Source organism: Faecalibacterium sp. DFI.5.82, assembly GCF_029076575.1.
In the GTDB taxonomy this organism is placed as follows: Bacteria; Bacillota; Clostridia; order Oscillospirales; family Ruminococcaceae; genus Faecalibacterium; species Faecalibacterium duncaniae.
In genome coordinates this window covers 1-327 of record NZ_JARFIS010000289.1, presented here as the reverse complement: position 1 = coordinate 327, position 327 = coordinate 1, and the positions used below count along the sequence as shown (strand labels likewise).

Here is a 327-nt window from a genome sequence, read left to right as displayed (position 1 = left end):
GATGTCATTGCGATGTCGCAGTATTTGAACTATTGGTGGCCCAATCTGCCAGACTGGCTTTCCGGCATTATTCTGATCGTTATCTTGACGCTGGTAATCGTACCGGTTTTGTCAAAGGCCATGGTTTTCGGATGCGCCATTTTTTCCAGGACGCTGCCAGTCTTAACGATGATCCCGCTGCGTGAGGCCCGACTCATCCCCGAAACGATGGCAACTGGCGCTGCTAAAATCAGTGGACATGGTGAAGCGACAACCATTACTTGAGCAAAACGACTGGGATCTTTGCTGCCCTTGTAATTGGCGGCATCGCTTGGATCGTCAGCAAAG

1 protein-coding gene is annotated in these 327 nt (G+C 50.8%); it reads left to right on the top strand.

From position 1 onward, the window contains the following. The coding region (locus P0G09_RS16650) for a hypothetical protein (protein WP_275253219.1) at positions 1-264 on the top strand (264 nt) is incomplete at its 5' end. Positions 265-327: the final 63 nt, after the last annotated feature.